Raw genomic sequence first — 18,026 nt, forward strand, 5'->3', positions numbered from 1 at the left:
AGCGATGGAAGTGATATTCAGAAAGAGCGCGGGCGGGGAGGTTACCCCGGACCAGCGCGCCCGGGCGTCGGCCGCTGTGGACCGCGTGCTCGAAGGCAGTCGGCACAGCGTGTGGGACGCACTCACCGCTATGGACTACCTGACGGCTTGGGATGACTGCCCGCCGGAGCAGCGCGCGGAGTTGGGGAAGGCCGCTGACAATCTCGATGAACGCCTGGAGCTGTTCAACCGCCTGCAGGATGCGGCCAGTAAGGCCGCGGGGGAGCTGGTTTGGTTGTCGCTCAAGCCCGTCGAGACGGTGTAGAGGCGACAGGGTGAAGCTGCTGTAGTGCTACGCGTCATCTGTCGAAAGACGCAACTATTTGATTTTTAATCAAATTTATGGATTGCGCGTCCAATCCATCATGGGCGCGACGGACATGCGCCAGGGGCTCAAAGCAGGGGATTCCACGGCAGTCACAAAAGGCAAGGGAGATAGAAGCAAGACAAAAGAGAGGGCTGTAGCGGCGCACACCGGCAGGGCGCGCGCAAGGCTGCAGGGGTAAGGACGGCCCGATTATCCCACCCGCTTGCCGGCCGCGCCAGCCTGTGAATATGAGAAAAATTCGGTGCTACCGCTTGCTAGGCAAGCGCCAATAGCTATCAAAACAGTAGTGCTTGGCGTATACACCGCCATAATGACTCCAGCCCTTGTCCAGCCGCAAGGCAGGGCCAAGGCGGCATCGGCGATACTCGCGGCGCTTTTCTTCTGATGTACGACCTGTGATGTCTGCAGGACCGGTCGTGCCGCCGCGTCCTGCGGCCCTGCTTGCCGCTGTATTCCCCATGCACCACACGATTTTTGACACGCCGGTTGTCAACACCCTGCTGCGCGCCCTGTCGCGCGCCACCTTGCGCCTGACGGGTTGGCGGGTGGAGGGCGCCTTGCCCGCCCATGCTGCCAAAAGCGTGCTGATCGCCGCGCCGCACACCAGCAACTGGGACCTGCCGTACACGCTGATGCTGGCTTTTTCGCTGCGCCTGCGGGTGTACTGGATGGGCAAGCAGAGCCTGTTCAGGGCGCCGTTTGGCGGCGTGATGCGCTGGCTGGGCGGCATTCCGGTGAATCGGAGTCAGGCGAACAACCTGGTGGCCAACTCGGCCCAGGCCATGCGGGATGCGGACGGGCCCATGCAGCTCATCGTGCCGCCCGAGGGCACGCGTGGCAAGACGCGCCATTGGAAGACGGGTTTTTACTACATTGCCCAGCAGGCCGGCGTGCCCATCGTGCTGGCGTTTGTGGACTACGGCCGCAAGGTGGGCGGGCTGGGGCCGGTGTTCGAACCCACGGGTGATGTGGAGCGCGACATGGCGAGCATCAAGGCGTTCTATGCGCCCATTCGTGGCAAGAACCCGACGCAGTTCGATGCGTGATACGCGCGGCCTGCCTGATCTGCCTGGCCTCTATGAGCGTAAAAATAGCCTCTACCGCTTGCTAGTGAAGCGCTAACAGCTATTTTATTGATAGCAATCGAATCTACCCCGGGGTGCCTGACCTGGATCGGTCACCCCACGCTTCGACGGTCGATCTTGCGGCTGAGCACGATGCTGGTCTGCGTCTGGTGCACCCCGTCGAGCTGGCCCAGGCGGTCGAGCAGGGTGTCGAGCTGCTCGTGGCTGGTGCAGCGCAGAAACACCAAGTAGTCGAACGGCCCGCTCACGGCCGAGACCTCTTCCACCTCGGGCATGGCCTGCAGCGCGCGCAGCACGGCCGGTGCGGTCCTGGGCAAGACGTTCAGAGAGCACCACGCCCGCACGGCCAAAGCCTCCAGCTGCGGCCCCAGGCGCACACCATAGCCAGCCACCACGCCAGATCTCTCCAAGCGGGCAATGCGCGCTACCACGGTGGTGCGCGCCAATCCTATTTTGCGCGCGAGGTTGGCAGTGCCTTCGCGGGCATTGGCTTGCAGCAGGCTGAGCAACTGGCGGTCGGTGTCGTCCAAGGGGGTCATGCAGGCCTTCGTCTATCAATAAGTCATTGAGGCGATAGGAATCGCCGATACGACCTAAGACTAAAGGGTTTTCGACGTTTTAGGTACTACACATCGACAGTGCTCCCGCCTAGCATCAATGCACTATCCCCTTGATGGCCCCACATGCAGGCCGGGGCAATGCCACCAGGAGTACGCCATGCAATCCACATCCTTCCAATCACAGGGCCAACCGTCAGCAGGGCGCCTTGCCGTGACCATACTGGGCGCCGGTCACATCGGCTTCGCCATGGCATTGCTGCTGCAGCAGTCTGGGGACTACGACATCGAGGTTGCCGACCGGGACCCCGTACGCCTGGCCGAGGTGGCCGCCCTCGGTGTCGCTACGCGGTCGATTTCCGATGACGCCAGTCTGGAGGCCGCCATTGCAGGCCGATTCGCGGTGCTGAACGCACTGCCTTTCCACCGTGCCGTACCAGTGGCTACTTTGTGTGTGAAGGCCGGGGTGCACTACTTCGACCTGACCGAGGACGTGCAGAGCACGCAGGACATCCGCTCGCTGGCGGCTGCTGGCGCAGGCAGCGTGCTCATGCCCCAGTGTGGCCTGGCGCCGGGGTTCATCGGCATCGTGGGCAACGATCTGGCCCGCCGGTTCGACACTCTGCACACCTTGCGCATGCGCGTTGGGGCGCTGCCGCGCTATCCGCAGGGCGCCCTGCGCTACAACCTGACCTGGAGCACCGAAGGCTTGATCAACGAGTACTGCAACCCCTGCGAAGCCATTGTGGACGGTGTACGCACCACCGTCCCGGCGCTGGAAGGGCTGGAGACTTTTGCGCTGGATGGCGTTGAATACGAGGCCTTCAACACCTCAGGGGGCCTGGGTACGCTGACCGAAACCCTGGCGGGCAGGGCGCGGCAGGTGGACTACCAATCCATCCGCTACCCCGGCCACTGCGCCATCCTGAAGCTGCTGCTCAACGACCTGCGCCTGCGCGAGCGGCGAGACCTGCTGAAAGACATTCTGGAGACGGCGGTGCCCACCACCGACCAAGACGTGATCGTCATCTTTGCCACGGCGGCGGGCATGCGCGGCGGGCGGCTGGTGCAGGACTCGTATTCGGCCCGCATCGTGGGCACCGAGGTGGCCGGGCACAGGCTCAGCGCCATCCAGCTCACCACCGCGGCGGGTATCTGCACGGCGCTGGACCTGGTGGCACTGGGACAGTTGCCGCAGCACGGGTTTGTGGGGCAAGAGGCGGTGCGGCTGGGGGACTTCTTGGCGAACCGGTTTGGGGTGGCGTTTGCCAATGACGGGTTGTTCGCACTTCCTTCGGCAGTTTCTGCTTAATAGATGGTTGAATAACCTATTGATTTAATTGATAGTTCGGTATATTTTCGTATTTTTGAAATTTATACCGAATGCTTGAAATCCGTCCCAACGTTGCCCGCCAATACATCGATGCGGTTTCGGTGTTCGAAGCTTGGGAAGATGCGGAGCGCGAAGCATCTCAAGTACGCGGCGGAATGTACTGGCACAAGGGGGCGCCATCGGCTCCGGAGGCTGTCTACCTGGTGCGAACCAGCCCCAAGGGCGCGGAAAAAAGCCTGGGCCCCAAAACCCCCGAGACAGAGCGGACCTACGCCCGCTTTCTGGAGCGCAAGCAACTGGCGCAAGACCGCCTGACTGCGCTGGCAGAAAAGCGCAAGGAGCACGAGCGCATGAACCGTGCTCTGCGGGTGGGCCGCGTCGACCCCATCGTGGTCAAGGTGCTGGACCGCATGACTTCATCGGGGCTGAGCGATTTCTTTCGCGTCGTGGGCACCCATGCGCTCTATGCCTACGAAGCGGCAGCCGGTGTCGTCGTGGACGACGATGCAGTTGCCACGCGGGACATCGATTTGCTGTGGGACGTTCGCAAGCGATTGCACTTTGCTACGGCCTTGGCCCGCGTGGACAGCTCGATGATCGGACTGCTTCGAAAAGTGGACAAGTCCTTTCGCATCAAGGACCTGGACAAATACACCGCCGTCAACCAAGACGGCTTTGAAGTGGACATCTTGCGGCGTGAACAGCAGGGCGAAGATCCACACCCCATCCGGATGAGCGACGATGAAGACGACTTCTGGGTCACCCAGGCTCGCAAGGCCCATGTGCTGATGGACGCGCCTCCATTCAGCGCGGTAGTCGTTGCTTCCAGCGGAGCCATGGCCCGCATGAACACCTTGCATCCACTGTCATTCGCGCGTTTCAAGCGGTGGATGAGTGGGCAGGGCGATCGCGACCCGCTCAAGCGTCGACGTGATGCCCTGCAGGCCGAAGTGGTGGAGGCGATGGTGGCGCAATACCTGCCGCAATGGCAGGCCGGAGGTGCAGACTAACGCCCACCCGGCTTCAAGTACATCCCGTCAATCGCCTGCGCAAAATACGCCATCAGGTTGTTGCGCTTGAGTTTGAGCGTGGGTGTCATGAAGGTGTTTTCAATCGTCCACGGCTCCAGCGTACAGTGCACGGCCCGGGGCACGGCGTAGCGGGCAAAGCTGGCGGTGTTCTTCTCGATGCGGGCCAGCACCGCGCGGTGCACGCTCGGGTGGTTCAGGCTGTCGGCATCTTGCGCGGACAGGCCCAGGTCCGCGGCCAGCCGTTGCCAATCGTCACGCTTGAGCACCGCCACGCAGGCGATGAAGGGGCGGTTCTCGCCCACGACAAAGGCCTGCTCCAGCAGCGGGTCGGCCAGCAGGGCCAGTTCCAGGTCGCCGGGTGGCACCTTTTCGCCGGTGGAGGTGACGATGATCTCCTTGATGCGGCCCTTGATGTAAATGCGACCGCCCACGATGTCGGCCTGGTCGCCCGTGCCCAGCCAGCCGTCGGCGCTCAGGATGCGGGCGGTGTCTTCGGGCCGCTTCCAGTAGCCCTTCATCACGATGGGGCCGCGCACCTGCAACTCGCGGTTCTCGCCGATGCGCACCTCCACGCCCGGCAGGGCCTTGCCCACGCAGGCCGGGTCGTTGTCATCCAGCGAGTTCACCGACACCACGGGCGCGGTCTCGGTCATGCCGTAGCCCTGGATGAGCGGCAGGCCCAGGCCCAGAAAGCACTTGGCAATGGTGGGCGACAGCGGTGCGCCGCCGCTCACGGCCACGCGCACGCGCCCGCCGAACTGCGCGAGCAGCGGCTTGGCCACCAGCATCTGCAGCAGCGGCCAGGGCAGGGCGGCCATCCAGCCGGCGGCCCGGCCCTCGTCGGCCGCCGGCGCGGCCAGGGCCTGCGTGGCGCAAAACTGCGTCCAGCCCTTGTGCTGGGCGGCCTCGTACAGCTGCATCTTCCAGGGCGATGGCGACAGCTTTTCGAGCAGCTTGGCGTGGATGCGCTCGTAGATGCGCGGCACCGACACCAGCACCGTGGGGCGCACGGTCTTGAGGTCTTCGCCCAACTGCCCCACCGACCGCGAATAGGCCACGCAGCTGCCTGCGGCAATCGGCAGGTAGTAGCCGCCCGTGCGTTCGAAGGTGTGCGACAGCGGAAGGAACGACAAAAACACATCGTCCACCGTGGGCGCGATGCGCTCGAGCACGGCTTTCACGTCGCTCACCACATTGCGGTGGGTCAGCATCACGCCCTTGGGCTTGCCGGTGGTGCCAGAGGTGTAGACGATGGCGGCCAGGTCGTCTTCGGTAGGGGGCGTCCATGCGGCGGGCGCGGCGGCCTGTTGCGCACCGGCCAGCCACTGCGCCAGCGACCCGACGATGGGCCCGCCCTGGGTGGGTGGCAGGGCCGCGATGGCCGCGGCGTCGTCGTCGGCAATGACCACGGCCCGCAGTGCCGGAAACGGCGTACCCACGGCCTGCACCTTGGCCCACTGCTCGGCCTGGCCCACGATCAGCATCGAGGCTTCGCAGTCCGACAGGATGTAGGCAATGCTGCCGGGGTTGTCGATGGCGTGCAGCGGCACAGGTACGCCGCCCGTGGCCAGCGTGGACTGGTCTGCGCACATGGCGTTCAGGCCGTTGGGCAGCAGGATGGCCACGCGCGCAGCCGGGGGCAACTGCATGGCCGCCAGGGCGTGGGCCCACTGGTCGACGCGCTGGGCGGTGTCTGACCACGACAGGCTGGTCCAGGTCTGGGTGGGGTTGTCGAAGGCGCGGTAGGCCTCTGCGTCGGGAGTGCGCGCTGCGCGGTAGGCCAGAAGCTGCGGCAGCGTCTGGACGCTGGCGATATCGGAAGGAATGGAAACCATGGAACCTGCGGTGAAGGCGGCGCACGTCAAAAACGCACCGCCTCGGTGAAAACCCGCGGGATCATACCCACCACACCCGGGTAAAACGCCTTTGCCGACCGCTCTTGTGTTGCAAATGGTGCGTTCCGATTCTCGGAATGATCGGCCGGGCTGACCGCAGCATGGTGTGCCGCCGCACAGGGCCAGAGCTACTAAACCAGTGGCTCCGTGCAAGCGTGCTAAGACGCGGGCAGACGTGCGTCTGGTCACACTCATGCCGCTCCGCCGTGTGGCGGCATAGCCCTCGGGCCCCTGGGACACGCGCCAATGCCTGTGGTGGCCTGGGCCTGGGTCGGCCACAATGCCCCACCTTGGGCGCCACCGCCACCGGGCCGCCACGACGTTGACCGCCCGCCCATTGGTATCCGACGCCACAGCACCCTGCCCACATCCCCCGTCATCGCCATGGATCCCGTCACCATCTTCATTGTTGTCATGCTGATGATGCTGGCCAACGGGTGGGTGCTGGGCCTGATGCGCAAGGACTTTCCCGCGGCGCTGCGCCCGTGTACCGAGACCTGGCGCACCGCAACGCTGCTGCTGGCGGGCAGCGCTGTGCTGTACGCGTTCCAGTACCAGATGCCGCTGGGCTTGGCGTCGCCACTGGCCAACGGCCTGGTCATGCTGGGCTGCACGGGCTACCTGCGCGCACTGCGCCAGTTCTACGGCTTGCCCGACCCACGCTGGCTTTTTGCCCCGGCGCTGGTCGGGTTCATCGGCATCCTGTGGTTTGCCGTGGTTGCGCCCGACACCCGGATGCGCGTGTTCATCCTGTCGGCCTGCTGCACCTTCCTGCTGCTCGCAAGCTTCATGCTGCTGGTCTCGCAGAAGGCGCCCGATGGCGTGCACAGCCGCCGCGTGGTGGCCGGCCTGTTCGCCCTGGTGGCGGGGTTCATGGTGTTCCGGGCGGCGTATTTCGTGGGGCGCGGCGTCAGCCCGTCGTTCGACATCACCGGCGACGGGGCCTGGATCAACATCGCCAGCCCCATGGTCACGGCGCTGCTGCCCGTGGTGGGCACCACGGCCTTCTTGATGATGTGCTCCGAACGCATCGGCCGGCAATGGGAACTGGCGGCGTCCACCGACTACCTGACCGGCCTGCCCAACCGGCGCACGCTGGTCACGGTGGGAGAGCGGCGGTTTGCCGAGCGGCAGCACCCGCAGGGGCGCAGCCTGGCGCTGGCTGTGATCGACATCGACCACTTCAAGCAAGTGAATGACCGCCATGGCCACGAGGTGGGCGACGTGGCGTTGCGCCATGTGGCCGAGCACCTGCGCGCCGCGTGCCGCGGCAGCGACCTGGCGGCGCGCCATGGCGGCGAGGAGTTCGTGGTGCTGTGGGATGGGTTGGACGCTGCCGCCGCGCTGACCGCTGGCGAGCGTCTGCGTGCGCTGGTGGCCCGGGAGCCGCTGCATGCGAGCGGCGCGCTGATCCCGATGACCGTGTCGATGGGCGTGGCCGCTGCGGGCGAGGGCGACCGCAGCTTCAGCGACTTGCTGCGCCGCGCGGACGAGGCGCTTTACATCGCCAAGGCCGCGGGGCGCAATAGGGTGGAGATGGCGGGCTGATGCGCCGCGGCCCATAGCCGGGGTTGCATTGCCGGCGGGGCAGGAGGGTGGATCAATTCAGGTCGCGGCTTCCAGCCCGTGCGCAAAGTGGGCCTGCATGGCCTTCATGGTCGCCTTGGCATCGCGGGCCACCATGGCGGCCAGGATGGCGCGGTGCTCGTTCAGCGAATCCTCGATACGCCCTTGCTTGAACAGCGAGTTGTGGCGGTTGAGCTTCATCACCTTGCGCAGGTCGGCCACCATCTGGCTGCGCCAGCGGTTGTCGGCCAGCTCCAGCAGCAGCATGTGAAAACGCTCGTTGACGGCAAAGAAGCGCTCGCGCTCGGTGGCGGCGGCCTCCAGCTCGGCGTGCAGGTCCTGCAGTGCCTGCAGTTGCGCCGGGTCGGCACTGGTGGCCACCACGCCGGCGGCATCGCTCTCCAGCAGGCTCAGCAGGTGGTACACGTCGCGCAGATCCTTCTCGCTCATCTCGGTCACATAGGCGCCACGGCGCACCTTCATCGTGACCAGGCCCTCGGCGGCCAGCACCTTCAATGCCTCGCGCAGGGGGGTGCGGCTGATGCCGAACTCTTCGGCGATCTTGAGCTCGTCGATCCAGCTGCCGGGCTCCAGCTCGCGCCGGAAGATGCGCTGGCGCAGTTGCTCAGCAACTTCTTCATAGAGGGCGCGGGGCGTGAGGGTGACAGCGGACATGGGCAGATTGTAAGCCGGGCAGAATATTTTGAATCAATAATTATGAATGATGTAAACTCGCCGCCACATCGGGGGAGGCTCCCGGCGCAGCTTGCAGCGCATAGCCCGCCCCCAGCCCACTGCCATCTTCGGAGACCGCTTCGCCATGAGTGACACGCCCCACAACGCACCGTCCGCAACGCCGACGCCCGAGTTTGCACCCGCGTCGCTGCAGGCCTGGGCCAAGGCCGCAGCCAAGTCCGCCCCTGGTGGCAATGTCGAAGCGCTCAACTGGGTGACGCCCGACGGCATCACCGTCAAGCCGCTGTACACCGCCGAAGACACCGCAGGCCTGCCGTACGCCAACACGCTGCCGGGCTTCGAGCCCTACCTGCGCGGCCCGCAGGCCACCATGTACGCCGTGCGCCCGTGGACCATCCGCCAGTACGCGGGCTTTTCCACCGCCGAGGAATCGAACGCCTTCTACCGCAAGGCGTTGGCCGCAGGCGGGCAGGGTGTGAGCGTGGCGTTCGACTTGGCCACCCACCGCGGCTACGACAGCGACCACCCCCGCGTGACGGGCGACGTGGGCAAGGCCGGCGTGGCCATCGATTCGGTGGAGGACATGAAGATCCTGTTCGACCAGATCCCGCTGGACAAGGTCAGCGTCTCCATGACCATGAACGGCGCCGTGCTGCCCGTGCTGGCGGGCTACGTGGTGGCGGCGGAAGAGCAGGGCGTGTCGCAAGACCAGCTCTCGGGAACCATTCAGAACGACATTCTGAAAGAGTTCATGGTGCGCAACACCTACATCTACCCGCCCAAGCCGAGCATGCGCATCATTGGCGACATCATTGGCTACACGGCACGCAACATGCCCAAGTTCAACTCGATCTCGATCTCGGGTTACCACATGCAGGAGGCGGGCGCCAACCAGGCGCTGGAGCTGGCATTCACCCTGGCCGACGGCAAGGAGTACGTGAAGACGGCCATCGCCTCGGGCCTGGACGTGGACGAGTTCGCCGGGCGGCTGAGCTTCTTCTGGGCCATCGGCATGAACTTCTACCTCGAAGTCGCCAAGATGCGCGCCGCGCGCCTGCTGTGGTGCCGCATCATGAAGGAGACCGGCGCCAAGAACCCCAAGAGCCTGATGCTGCGCACCCACTGCCAGACCTCGGGCTGGTCGCTGACGGAGCAGGACCCGTACAACAACATCGTGCGCACCACCATCGAGGCCATGGCCGCGGTGTTTGGCGGCACGCAGAGCCTGCACACCAACGCGCTCGATGAAGCCATCGCGCTGCCCACCGAATTCAGCTCGCGCATCGCGCGCAACACGCAGCTCATCATCCAGGAAGAGACGCACATCACCAATGTGGTGGACCCCTGGGCCGGCAGCTACATGATGGAAAAGCTCACCCAGGACATGATGGACGCCGCCTGGAAGATCATCGAAGAGGTCGAGGCCATGGGCGGCATGACCCAGGCCGTAGACAGCGGCTGGGCCAAGCTCAAGATCGAGGCCGCTGCGGCTGAAAAGCAGGCGCGCATCGACAGTGGCAAGGACGTGATCGTCGGCGTCAACAAGTACAGGTTGCCTAAGGAAGACCCGGTCGACATCCTGCAGATCGACAACGTGAAGGTGCGCGACGGGCAGATCGAGCGCCTGAAAAACATCAGGGCCAGCCGCGACCCAGCGCTTGTCCAGCAAGCGCTGGATGCTCTCACTTCTGCAGCAGAAGACGGCAGCGGCAACCTGCTCGACCTGGCGATCAAGGCGGTGCGCCTGCGCGCCACGGTGGGCGAGGTGAGCGATGCGCTGGAGAAGGTCTTCGGCCGCCACCGCGCCGATACGCAAAAGGTGACCGGTGTGTACGCAGCCGCCTATGACTCGGCCGAGGGCTGGGACAAGCTCAAGGCTGAAATCACCCAATTTGCCGACACCGAGGGCCGCCGGCCCCGCGTCATGATCGCCAAGCTGGGCCAGGACGGCCACGACCGCGGCGCCAAGGTGGTGGCCACGGCCTTTGCCGACTTGGGCTTCGATGTGGACATGGGCCCGCTGTTCCAGACCCCCGAGGAGTGCGCGCGCCAGGCGATTGAAAACGACGTGCACGCCGTGGGCGTGAGCACGCTGGCTGCGGGCCACAAGACGCTGGTGCCGGCCATCATCCAGTCGCTCAAGGACCAGGGTGCGGACGACATCATCGTGTTCGTGGGCGGGGTGATACCGGCGCAGGACTATGAGCACCTGTACGAAGCGGGCGTGAAGGGCATCTACGGCCCCGGCACGCCCATCCCGGCCAGTGCCAAGGATGTGCTGGAGCAGATTCGCAAGGCGGTGGCGGCGTGACGAAGCTGCTCGCTTTCACCCCATCCGTTCGGGCTGAGCTCGTCGAAGCCAGGGCGCAGACCTTTGATGGCCTTCGACAGGCTCAGGCTGAACGGCTTTGGGTGGCTGGGACTGAACGCCGTGGCGGGGTGCTAACGTCCGGTCTGGTCAATCACTGAAGCATGCGCCCCTTCTACGTCTACATCCTTCGTTGTGCCGACGGGTCTTATTACGTGGGCCACACCGATGACATGGATCCGCGCATGCAGCAGCATGCCAATGGAGACATCGGCTACACGTCGCTGCGAAAGCCTGTGGAGCTTGTCTGGCAGGGCGAGTTTGAGACCCGTGAGGGCGCCATTGCGTTTGAGCAGCAGGTCAAAGGCTGGTCTCGGGCCAAGAAGGAAGCGCTGATGGCGGGTGATTGGGAGCGTCTGCAGGTGCTGGCAAGCTCACGCGGCAAGGTTGCGGATGTCTCCCGGCTTCGACAAGCTCAGCCCGAACGGTTGAGTGGACGCATGCCCATCGCCGCGGGCGCCTGCACACCCCCAACCGTTCAGCCTGAGCCTGTCGAAGGCCAGCCCAAACCATTGCACTCACTGCTCGATGGAATCACCGGCCCCGCCGGCCCCATCCAGCGCCGCGCCATGTCCAAGGCCATCACACTGCTCGAATCCACCCGCGCCGACCACCGCGCGCAGGCGGACGAGCTGCTCACCGCGCTGCTGCCACACACCGGCCAAGCCTTCCGCCTGGGCATCAGCGGCGTGCCCGGCGTCGGCAAGTCCACCTTCATCGAGGCCCTCGGCCTCTACCTCATCGGCCTGGGCCACCGCGTGGCCGTGCTCACCATCGACCCGTCCAGCACGGTGTCGGGCGGCTCCATCCTGGGCGACAAGACGCGCATGGAGCACCTGTCCGTCCACGACAAGGCCTACATCCGCCCCAGCCCGTCGAGCGGCACCCTGGGCGGAGTGGCAGAGAAGACCCGCGAGGCCATGCTGGTCTGCGAGGCCGCGGGCTACGACGTGGTCATCGTCGAGACCGTGGGCGTGGGCCAGAGCGAGATCGCCGTGGCGGGCATGACGGACATGTTCGTGCTCATGCAGCTGCCCAACGCGGGCGACGATTTGCAGGCCATCAAGAAGGGCGTCATGGAGATCGCCGACCTGGTGGTCATCAACAAGGCGGACATCGACAAGAACGCCGCCACGCGGGCCGAGGCGCAGATCACCTCCAGCCTGCGCCTGCTCGGCATGCACGGCAACCCTGACCACGCGACGCACGGCGCGCTGTGGCAACCGCGCGTGCTGCAGATCAGCGCTTTGCTGGGGCAAGGGGTGGATGCTTTCTGGACCACTGTGGCGTTGTTCCGCGATATGCAGTCCACCAACGGCCGCTTGGCAGCGCGGCGCGAAAAACAATCGCTGGCCTGGATGTGGGAGCGCATCGACGCGGGCCTCAAGCTCGCGTTCCGCCAGCACCCCGCCGTGCAAGAGCTGCTGCCCCAGATGCGGGCCGACGTGATCGCAGGGCGCATCGCCGCGTCCACTGCAGCAAGAAATTTGCTGCTTGCGCAAGCCCAGCAAGCGCCACCAGCTATCAAATAAATAGCAATCAGCTACCCTGACCATTTCACCGAAATTTCACCAAAGGACGACCATGCAAGACATCCTGGATCAACTGGAGAAAAAGCGCGCCCAGGCACGCCTGGGTGGCGGGCAAAAGCGCATCGATGCGCAGCACGCCAAGGGCAAGCTCACCGCGCGCGAACGCATCGAGCTGCTGATGGACGACGGCACCTTCGAAGAATGGGACATGTTCGTCGAGCACCGCTGCACCGACTTCGGCATGGAGGCCAACAAGATCCCCGGCGACGGCGTGGTCACCGGCTACGGCATGATCAACGGGCGCCTGGCGTTCGTCTTCAGCCAGGACTTCACCGTGTTCGGCGGCGCCCTGAGCGAAACCCATGCCGAGAAGATCTGCAAGGTGATGGACCAGGCCATGAAGGTCGGCGCGCCAGTCATCGGGCTGAACGACTCCGGCGGCGCGCGCATCCAGGAAGGCGTGGCCAGCCTGGGCGGCTATGCCGACGTGTTCCAGAAGAACGTGCTGGCCAGCGGCGTGATCCCGCAGATCAGCATGATCATGGGCCCCTGCGCCGGCGGCGCCGTGTACTCCCCGGCCATGACGGATTTCATCTTCATGGTCAAGGACAGCTCGTACATGTTCGTCACCGGCCCCGAGGTGGTCAAGACCGTGACGCACGAAGAGGTCACGGCCGAGGAACTGGGCGGCGCCAGCACCCACACCACCAAGAGCGGCGTGGCCGACATGGCGTTCGAAAACGACGTGGAGGCGCTGATGATGCTGCGCCGCCTGTACAACTACCTGCCGCTGAACAACCGCGAAAAGCCGCCCGTGCGCCCGAGCAACGACCCGGCCGACCGCATGGACCGCAGCCTCGACACCCTGGTGCCCGAGAACGCCAACAAGCCCTACGACATGAAGGAGCTGATCGCCAAGGTGGTGGACGACGGCGACTTCTTCGAGCTGCAGCCCGACTATGCCAAGAACATCGTCATCGGCCTGGCCCGCATGGAAGGCCAGACCGTGGGCATCGTGGCCAACCAGCCCCTGGTGCTGGCCGGCTGCCTGGACATCAAGTCCAGCATCAAGGCCGCGCGCTTCGTGCGCTTTTGCGACGCGTTCAACATCCCGGTGGTCACCTTTGTCGACGTGCCCGGCTTCATGCCCGGCACCAGCCAGGAATATGGCGGCATCATCAAGCACGGCGCCAAGCTGCTGTACGCGTACGCCGAGTGCACCGTGCCCAAGATCACCGTCATCACCCGCAAGGCCTACGGCGGCGCGTACGACGTGATGAGCTCCAAGCACCTGCGCGGCGACGTGAACTTGGCTTGGCCGCAGGCAGAAATCGCGGTGATGGGCGCCAAGGGCGCGGTGGAGATCATCTTCCGCGAAGACAAGAACGACCCCGTCAAGCTGGCCGCCCGCGAGTCGGAATACAAGGAACGCTTTGCCAACCCGTTCGTGGCGGGTGCGCGGGGCTTTATTGACGACGTGATCCTGCCGCACGAGACGCGCAAGCGCATCTGCCGTTCGCTGGTCATGCTGCGCGACAAGAAGCTCGAGAACCCGTGGCGCAAGCACGGGAACATCCCTTTGTAAACGCTGGCCTCCACAAGTCAGGCCATGGCCCAGTCCCGCGCATTCTTCACTTCCCGGGTGGACTCCTGGCTACTGGCCATCGGTCCGCTGGCGGGCCTGTTTGCCATCACCTCGGTGGCGGTGACGGTGGTGCCGCTGGCGTTCAATGCCGGGGTGTTGCACGACAAGACAATGCTGAGCCTGATCGCCGTGGTGTTTGCTCTGACCCTGGTGTTGCCCCTGTGGTTGCTGCTGGACACCAGCTACACCTTGACCGCGGAGGAGCTGCTGGTTCGCAGTGGCCCCTTGCGCTGGCGCATTGCGCTCGGCGACGTGCGCGAGGTGTTGCCGTCCCGCAGCTGGGCGTCTTCGCCCGCGCTGTCGCTGGACCGACTGCGCATCCGCTACGGCCAAGGCCGCAGCATTCTGATATCGCCGCGCGAGAAGCAACGCTTTATCGATGCTCTGCGCGAGCGCTGCCCATCTGTACTAGTTACTGGTTTTTGAATTTCTTTTGAGGAACTCGTCATGTTCACAAAAATCCTGATTGCGAATCGGGGCGAAATAGCGTGTAGGGTCATCGCCACGGCCAAGAAAATGGGCATCGCCACCGTCGCCGTCTACTCCGACGCCGACCGTGAAGCCCGCCACGTCAAGCTGGCCGACGAGGCCGTGCACATCGGTGCCGCACCCAGCCGCGAGTCCTACCTGTTGGCCGACAAGATCATTGCCGCTGCCAAAGAGACCGGCGCGCAGGCCATCCATCCCGGCTACGGCTTCCTGTCCGAGAACGAAGCCTTCGCCAAGCGCTGCGAGGACGAGGGCATCGCCTTCATCGGCCCCAAGGCGCATTCGATCGCGGCCATGGGCGACAAGATCGCGTCCAAGAAGCTGGCCAACGAGGCCAAGGTCAACACCATCCCCGGCTACAACGACGCCATTGCCGGGCCCGAGCAGGCAGTCGAGATCGCCAAGGGCATCGGCTACCCCGTGATGATCAAGGCCTCAGCTGGCGGCGGCGGCAAGGGCCTGCGGGTGGCGTACAACGACAAGGAAGCGTTCGAGGGCTTCACCAGCTGCCAGAACGAGGCCCGCAACAGCTTTGGCGACGACCGCATCTTCATCGAGAAGTTCGTGCAGGAGCCGCGCCACATTGAGATCCAGGTGCTGGGCGACAGCCACGGCAACGTGATCTACCTGAACGAGCGCGAATGCTCCATCCAGCGCCGCCACCAGAAGGTGATCGAAGAGGCACCATCGCCTTTCATCTCTGATGCCACGCGCAAGGCCATGGGCGAGCAGGCGGTGCAGCTGGCCAAGGCGGTCAAGTACCAGTCGGCCGGCACGGTGGAGTTCGTGGTCGGCAAGGATCAGGACTTTTACTTCCTGGAGATGAACACGCGCCTGCAGGTGGAGCACCCGGTGACGGAATGCATCACCGGCCTGGACCTGGTGGAGCTGATGATCCGCGTGGCTGCGGGTGAAAAACTGCCGTTGACCCAGGCTGACGTGAAGCGCGACGGCTGGGCCATCGAGTGCCGCATCAACGCCGAAGACCCGTTCCGCAACTTCCTGCCTTCCACAGGCCGCCTGGTGCGCTTTCAGCCGCCCGAGGAGACGATGTTCCAGGGCGACACCGACAAGAAGCTGGGTGTGCGCGTGGACACGGGCGTGTACGAAGGCGGCGAGATCCCGATGTACTACGACTCGATGATCGCCAAGCTCATCGTGCACGGTACCGACCGCAACCACGCCATTGCCAAGATGCGTGCGGCGCTCAACGGCTTCGTGATCCGCGGCATCAGCAGCAACATCCCCTTTCAGGCAGCGCTGCTGGCCCACCCGAAATTCGTGACCGGCGAGTTCAACACCGGTTTCATCGCCGAGCACTACGGCAAGGGCTTTCATGCCGAAGACGTGCCGCACGAAGACCCGCTGTTCCTGGTGGCGCTGGCCGCCTTCATGAACCGCCGCTACCGCGCGCGGGCATCCGGCATCAGCGGACAGCTGGCAGGGCATGAGGTGAAGGTGGGCGAGCAGTTCATGGTGGTGGTGATGGGCGCCGAGGGCCAGAACGAACACCACGCCGTGTCGGTGACCGACTTTCAGGACAAATCCGGCTCCAGCGTTGTCGCAGTGGGCGGTAAAAGCTATCAAATCAGTAGCGCCGCCACGCTGGGCCAGATTCGCGTGCAGGGCCAGTGCAACGGCGTGGGCTTTACCGCGCAGGTGGAGCGGGGCGCGGGCAAGAACCCGCTGGCGCTGCGCATTGCGCACAACGGCACGCAGATCGACGCCATCGTGCTGTCACCGCTGGGGGCACGCCTGCACCAGCTGATGCCCTTCAAGGCACCGCCGGATCTGTCCAAGTTCTTGCTGTCGCCCATGCCCGGCCTGCTGGTGGACGTGGCGGTGCAGCCCGGCCAGAAGGTACAGGCCGGCGAAAAGCTGGCGGTCATCGAAGCCATGAAGATGGAGAACATCCTCTTCGCCGCACAGGACGGAGTGGTCGGCAAGGTCATGGCGGGCAAGGGTGAATCGCTGGCGGTGGACCAAGTCATTTTGGAGTTCGCTTGACCCAGGCTGCATCGTCAACGCGGACCCCTCTAGGCCTGCGCCCGGGGCGCCCCACGGGCTCCCCGCGCCGTTGGCCTTGGGCGCGCGCAGCCAGCTTGCTGGCAGGTGGCGTGCTGCTGGCCGATGCGCTGGCGCTCATGGGCCAAGGCTTCTTCATGCTCGGCGTGACCTTGCCGGGCGTGCTGGGCCTGGCGCTGTGTGCACTGGCCCTGTCGTGGCAACGCGTTCAGGCCTGGCTGTCCGGCAGGCGCTGGGGCAGGTTGATCTGGCGCGCAGGCTGGCTGGTGCTGGCCGCGTGGGTCATCAGCGTGGCGGTGTTCTGGGCTTGGCTGGCGCAGCAGGTGCGCCAGTTCGAGGGCGCTGCCAATGCTGCGCCCCTGAAGGCTATCGTGGTGCTGGGCAGCGGCACACCCCGTGCACAGCCTTCACCTGCGCTGCGCGCGCGTCTGGACAAGGCGCGCGAATTGGCAGCGCTGCATCCTCAGGCGTGGGTGGTGGTGTCCGGGGGCGTGGACTTTGGCGAGACCCTGAGCGAAGGCCAGGTCATGGGCAACTACCTGCGCGAGCAGGGAATGGCCCCGGGCCGCATCTTGCAGGAAGAGCGCAGCACCAGCACCGAGCTCAACCTGCAGTACAGCCTGCCGCTGATGCAGGCGCAGGGCGTGGGCCTGGACTCGGCCCTGGCCGTGGTGACCAGCGACTTCCACACCGTGCGCGCCCAGCGCATCGCCCGCAAGATGGGCTTCACCCAGGCCATCCCGGTGGCTGCACCCACACCGCTCTACATCCGCTACAACGCCTGGCTGCGCGAATATTTCGCCATGGCCAGCAGCTGGTTGCTGCGCGAGGTGTGACAGGTTTTCACAAGATTGCAACGAGGTAGACAGGTCCATGACCATTTCCACACGCCCCTTCAAAGTGCTGGGCATCCAGCAAGTCGCCATCGGCGGCACCGACAAGCAGCGCATGAAAACCCTGTGGGTGGACATGCTCGGCCTCACGCAGACCGGCACCTTCCAGAGCGAACGCGAGAACGTCGACGAAGACATCCTGGCGATGGGGCAGGGGGCTTACAAGGTCGAGGTCGACATCATGCAGCCGCTGGACATCGACAAGAAGCCGGCAGTGCACACCACGCCGCTCAACCACATCGGCCTGTGGATCGACGACCTGCCCAAGGCGGTGGAGTGGCTCACCGCCCAGGGCGTACGGTTTGCACCGGGCGGGATTCGCAAGGGCGCGGCGGGGTACGACATCACCTTTCTGCACCCCAAGAGCAATGGCGAGTTTCCGATTGCGGGCGAAGGCGTGCTCATCGAGCTGGTGCAGGCACCGCCTGACGTCATTGCGGCGCTGGGCTGACGGCGCGGCCTGATCGACCTGCAGACTGAGCCCTGGTCGGGCCTCGAAGTCAGCCGTCGCAGGTGCAAGTCTTGGCTGGATGAACCAGTGACA

The 18,026-nt window shown here is 65.0% G+C and carries 15 protein-coding genes and 1 pseudogene; 13 read left to right on the forward strand and 3 right to left on the reverse strand.

Annotated features, from left to right (window positions below):
* The first annotated feature begins 4 nt into the window (after window positions 1-4).
* On the forward strand, window positions 5-304 hold the full coding sequence (locus ASF16_RS10260; protein WP_056166018.1) for a hypothetical protein: 300 nt from the start codon (window positions 5-7) through the stop codon (window positions 302-304).
* 521 nt (window positions 305-825) lie between these two features.
* A complete protein-coding gene (locus ASF16_RS10265) occupies window positions 826-1,413 on the forward strand; it encodes a lysophospholipid acyltransferase family protein (RefSeq protein WP_056166021.1) in 588 nt (195 codons plus the stop codon).
* A 131-nt stretch (window positions 1,414-1,544) separates the two neighbouring features.
* Here ASF16_RS10265 and ASF16_RS10270 read toward each other — a convergent pair whose 3' ends face one another.
* Entirely contained in the window at window positions 1,545-1,991 is a 447-nt protein-coding gene (locus tag ASF16_RS10270; protein ID WP_056166024.1) for an Lrp/AsnC family transcriptional regulator, read from the reverse strand.
* A 178-nt stretch (window positions 1,992-2,169) separates the two neighbouring features.
* On the opposite strand from ASF16_RS10270, the gene ASF16_RS10275 reads away from it, so the two are divergent.
* Window positions 2,170-3,321: a saccharopine dehydrogenase family protein gene (locus ASF16_RS10275; protein WP_056166027.1), complete on the forward strand. Its 1,152-nt coding sequence runs from the start codon at window positions 2,170-2,172 to the stop codon at window positions 3,319-3,321.
* A gap of 71 nt (window positions 3,322-3,392) precedes the next feature.
* Complete coding sequence (locus tag ASF16_RS10280; RefSeq protein ID WP_056166030.1) at window positions 3,393-4,352, forward strand: GSU2403 family nucleotidyltransferase fold protein; 960 nt, start codon at window positions 3,393-3,395, stop codon at window positions 4,350-4,352.
* Here ASF16_RS10280 and ASF16_RS10285 read toward each other — a convergent pair.
* On the reverse strand, window positions 4,349-6,208 hold the full coding sequence (locus ASF16_RS10285; protein ID WP_056166035.1) for a long-chain fatty acid--CoA ligase: 1,860 nt from the start codon (window positions 6,206-6,208) through the stop codon (window positions 4,349-4,351). The two genes, ASF16_RS10280 and ASF16_RS10285, sit on opposite strands and share 4 nt — an antisense overlap.
* A 444-nt stretch (window positions 6,209-6,652) precedes the next feature.
* On the opposite strand from ASF16_RS10285, the gene ASF16_RS10290 reads away from it, so the two are divergent.
* Complete coding sequence (locus tag ASF16_RS10290) at window positions 6,653-7,816, forward strand: diguanylate cyclase (protein WP_056166036.1); 1,164 nt, start codon at window positions 6,653-6,655, stop codon at window positions 7,814-7,816.
* Between the two features lie 57 nt (window positions 7,817-7,873).
* Here the strand turns inward: ASF16_RS10290 and ASF16_RS10295 are convergent, their stop codons facing one another.
* Window positions 7,874-8,509: a GntR family transcriptional regulator gene (locus ASF16_RS10295; RefSeq protein WP_056166040.1), complete on the reverse strand. Its 636-nt coding sequence runs from the start codon at window positions 8,507-8,509 to the stop codon at window positions 7,874-7,876.
* A 145-nt stretch (window positions 8,510-8,654) separates the two neighbouring features.
* Here ASF16_RS10295 and scpA point away from each other — a divergent pair, with 145 nt between their 5' ends.
* The 8 genes and pseudogenes from scpA to ASF16_RS10330 all read left to right on the forward strand — a co-directional run bounded on the left by scpA (window position 8,655) and on the right by ASF16_RS10330 (window position 17,933).
* Window positions 8,655-10,841, forward strand: a complete 2,187-nt coding sequence (gene scpA, locus ASF16_RS10300) for a methylmalonyl-CoA mutase (protein ID WP_056166045.1) — start codon at window positions 8,655-8,657, stop codon at window positions 10,839-10,841.
* Between the two features lie 161 nt (window positions 10,842-11,002).
* A pseudogene (locus ASF16_RS26970) lies at window positions 11,003-11,212 on the forward strand (GIY-YIG nuclease family protein); the annotation flags it as partial.
* Window positions 11,213-11,410: 198 nt separating this feature from the next.
* Window positions 11,411-12,430: a methylmalonyl Co-A mutase-associated GTPase MeaB gene (meaB, locus tag ASF16_RS10305; RefSeq protein ID WP_056166511.1), complete on the forward strand. Its 1,020-nt coding sequence runs from the start codon at window positions 11,411-11,413 to the stop codon at window positions 12,428-12,430.
* A gap of 52 nt (window positions 12,431-12,482) precedes the next feature.
* Entirely contained in the window at window positions 12,483-14,015 is a 1,533-nt protein-coding gene (locus ASF16_RS10310) for an acyl-CoA carboxylase subunit beta (RefSeq protein ID WP_056166047.1), read from the forward strand.
* A gap of 24 nt (window positions 14,016-14,039) precedes the next feature.
* Window positions 14,040-14,501, forward strand: coding sequence for a PH domain-containing protein (locus ASF16_RS10315; protein ID WP_056166051.1), 462 nt, complete (start codon window positions 14,040-14,042; stop codon window positions 14,499-14,501).
* A 21-nt stretch (window positions 14,502-14,522) separates the two neighbouring features.
* Window positions 14,523-16,571 (forward strand): acetyl/propionyl/methylcrotonyl-CoA carboxylase subunit alpha, encoded by a 2,049-nt coding sequence (locus ASF16_RS10320; RefSeq protein ID WP_056166054.1) that lies wholly within the window; start codon window positions 14,523-14,525, stop codon window positions 16,569-16,571.
* A gap of 95 nt (window positions 16,572-16,666) precedes the next feature.
* Complete coding sequence (locus ASF16_RS10325; protein ID WP_235507325.1) at window positions 16,667-17,425, forward strand: YdcF family protein; 759 nt, start codon at window positions 16,667-16,669, stop codon at window positions 17,423-17,425.
* 37 nt (window positions 17,426-17,462) lie between these two features.
* Window positions 17,463-17,933: a VOC family protein gene (locus ASF16_RS10330; protein WP_056166056.1), complete on the forward strand. Its 471-nt coding sequence runs from the start codon at window positions 17,463-17,465 to the stop codon at window positions 17,931-17,933.
* Window positions 17,934-18,026 lie beyond the last annotated feature (93 nt).

It is taken from the genome of Acidovorax sp. Leaf78 (assembly GCF_001422735.1).
Lineage (GTDB): Bacteria > Pseudomonadota > Gammaproteobacteria > Burkholderiales > Burkholderiaceae_C > Acidovorax.

What these genes read in the sequence shown, in the direction of transcription:
- ASF16_RS10260 (WP_056166018.1), top strand. Translation starts at nt 5, where the DNA reads ATGGAAGTGATATTCAGAAAGAGCGCGGGCGGGGAGGTTACCCCGGAC.
- ASF16_RS10265 (WP_056166021.1), top strand. Translation starts at nt 826, where the DNA reads ATGCACCACACGATTTTTGACACGCCGGTTGTCAACACCCTGCTGCGC.
- ASF16_RS10270 (WP_056166024.1), bottom strand. Translation starts at nt 1,991, where the DNA reads ATGACCCCCTTGGACGACACCGACCGCCAGTTGCTCAGCCTGCTGCAA.
- ASF16_RS10275 (WP_056166027.1), top strand. Translation starts at nt 2,170, where the DNA reads ATGCAATCCACATCCTTCCAATCACAGGGCCAACCGTCAGCAGGGCGC.
- ASF16_RS10280 (WP_056166030.1), top strand. Translation starts at nt 3,393, where the DNA reads ATGCTTGAAATCCGTCCCAACGTTGCCCGCCAATACATCGATGCGGTT.
- ASF16_RS10285 (WP_056166035.1), bottom strand. Translation starts at nt 6,208, where the DNA reads ATGGTTTCCATTCCTTCCGATATCGCCAGCGTCCAGACGCTGCCGCAG.
- ASF16_RS10290 (WP_056166036.1), top strand. Translation starts at nt 6,653, where the DNA reads ATGGATCCCGTCACCATCTTCATTGTTGTCATGCTGATGATGCTGGCC.
- ASF16_RS10295 (WP_056166040.1), bottom strand. Translation starts at nt 8,509, where the DNA reads ATGTCCGCTGTCACCCTCACGCCCCGCGCCCTCTATGAAGAAGTTGCT.
- scpA (WP_056166045.1), top strand. Translation starts at nt 8,655, where the DNA reads ATGAGTGACACGCCCCACAACGCACCGTCCGCAACGCCGACGCCCGAG.
- ASF16_RS10310 (WP_056166047.1), top strand. Translation starts at nt 12,483, where the DNA reads ATGCAAGACATCCTGGATCAACTGGAGAAAAAGCGCGCCCAGGCACGC.
- ASF16_RS10315 (WP_056166051.1), top strand. Translation starts at nt 14,040, where the DNA reads ATGGCCCAGTCCCGCGCATTCTTCACTTCCCGGGTGGACTCCTGGCTA.
- ASF16_RS10320 (WP_056166054.1), top strand. Translation starts at nt 14,523, where the DNA reads ATGTTCACAAAAATCCTGATTGCGAATCGGGGCGAAATAGCGTGTAGG.
- ASF16_RS10330 (WP_056166056.1), top strand. Translation starts at nt 17,463, where the DNA reads ATGACCATTTCCACACGCCCCTTCAAAGTGCTGGGCATCCAGCAAGTC.